Source organism: Micromonospora sp. ALFpr18c (assembly GCF_008868155.1).
In the GTDB taxonomy this organism is placed as follows: Bacteria; Actinomycetota; Actinomycetes; order Mycobacteriales; family Micromonosporaceae; genus Micromonospora.
Genome location: NZ_WBKR01000395.1, coordinates 1 through 1414 on the forward strand (window position 1 = coordinate 1; position 1414 = coordinate 1414).

The 1414-nt window shown below is 68.5% G+C and carries 2 protein-coding genes; both read right to left on the reverse strand.

Translation table 11 applies throughout. The features are described 5' to 3' along the window. Nucleotides 1-1031 (reverse strand): endo-1,4-beta-xylanase (locus F8271_RS31360; RefSeq protein ID WP_151493385.1); only part of this gene is annotated, 1031 nt, incomplete at its 3' end. 31 nt (nucleotides 1032-1062) lie between these two features. After that, nucleotides 1063-1414 (reverse strand): cellulose binding domain-containing protein (locus tag F8271_RS31365; protein WP_192580554.1); only part of this gene is annotated, 352 nt, incomplete at its 5' end.

Here is a 1414-nt window from a genome sequence, read left to right on the forward strand (position 1 = left end):
GTCGTGGGCGGGGTGGTGCCGTTGTTCAACGCGGCGAGGACCGCGTCGTACGCCGGCTTCTTCGAGCCGTTGCTGTTGAACAGCAGCGGGGTCTGCGAGGCCCGCCACGAGTCGCTGTCCCGGATCCCCCACACCGTGATCCCGTTGCAGCGGGCCACCGCGAGGCAGTCCTCCACCACGCTGCGGTAGGTGTTCGCCGGAGCGCCCTGGATGTCCAACTCGGTGATCTGCACGTCCACCCCGAGCGCCGCGAAGCTCGACAGCGTGGTGCGGTAGTTGCTGACGTACGGCGAGTCGTTGTTGAAGTGCGACTGGAAGCCGACGCAGTCGATCGGCACGCCACGGGCCTTGAAGTCCCGCACCATGTTGTAGACGCCCTGCGTCTTGGCCCAGGTCCAGTTGTCGGTGTTGTAGTCGTTGTAACAGAGCTTCGCGCCCGGGTCGGCGGCGCGGGCGGCGCGGAACGCGGCCTCGATCCAGTCGTTGCCGGTGCGCTGCAGGTTCGAGTCCCGGCGGCCACCGGAGTTGCCGTCGGCGAACGCCTCGTTCACCACATCCCAGGAATAGATTTGTCCCCGGTAGTGGCTCACTACCTGCGTCACATGGTTGAGCATCGCGGTGCGCAGCGCGGTGCCCTCCATGCCCTGCATCCACCCCGGCTGCTGGCCGTGCCAGGCCAGGGTGTGGCCGCGTACCTGCATGCCGTGGGTACGCGCGTGGTTGACGATCGGGTCCGCCTGGCTGTAGCGGAACTGGCCCTGCTGCGGCTCGGTCGCGTCGATCTTCATCTCGTTCTCGGCCGTCACCATGGTGAACTCGCGGTTCAAAATCGTGGTGTACGCGCTGTCCGAGAGCTTGTTCGCGGCCACCGCCGTACCGAAGTAACGGCCCTTCTCGGCCGCGGACGCGCCCAGCGTGGTGCCGGCGGAGGCGGGCGTCACCAGGACCATCGCCATACCGGCGGCGAGCGCGCCGGCCCCGGTCAGCGCGAGGGCGGCTCTCGATGCCGCCCTCCATGTCGTGTTTCTCATCGTGCGACTCCGTTCTGGGTGGTGGCGGTGGTCAGGAGACCGCGCAGGTGGCCCCGTTGAGGGCGAACGACGAGGGTTTGCCGGTGCCGCCCTGGTGGGTGGCCTGGAACCCGATGTCGACAGACGCGTTCGGGGCGAGGGTGGCGTTGTAGGAGACGTTGCGGGCGGTCACCGCTCCGCTCGTCGGGGAGTAGGTGGCGTTCCAGCCGCTGGTGATGATCTGGCCGCCGGGCAGCGTGAAGGTCAGCGCCCATCCGTTCACGGCGGCGGTACCGGTGTTGGTGATGGTCACGCTCGCGGTCAGACCGTTGTTCCAGGCGTTGACCGTGTAGCCGACCCGGCAGGCACCCGCACCGGGCGGCGGAGTGGTCGGCGGTGGGGTC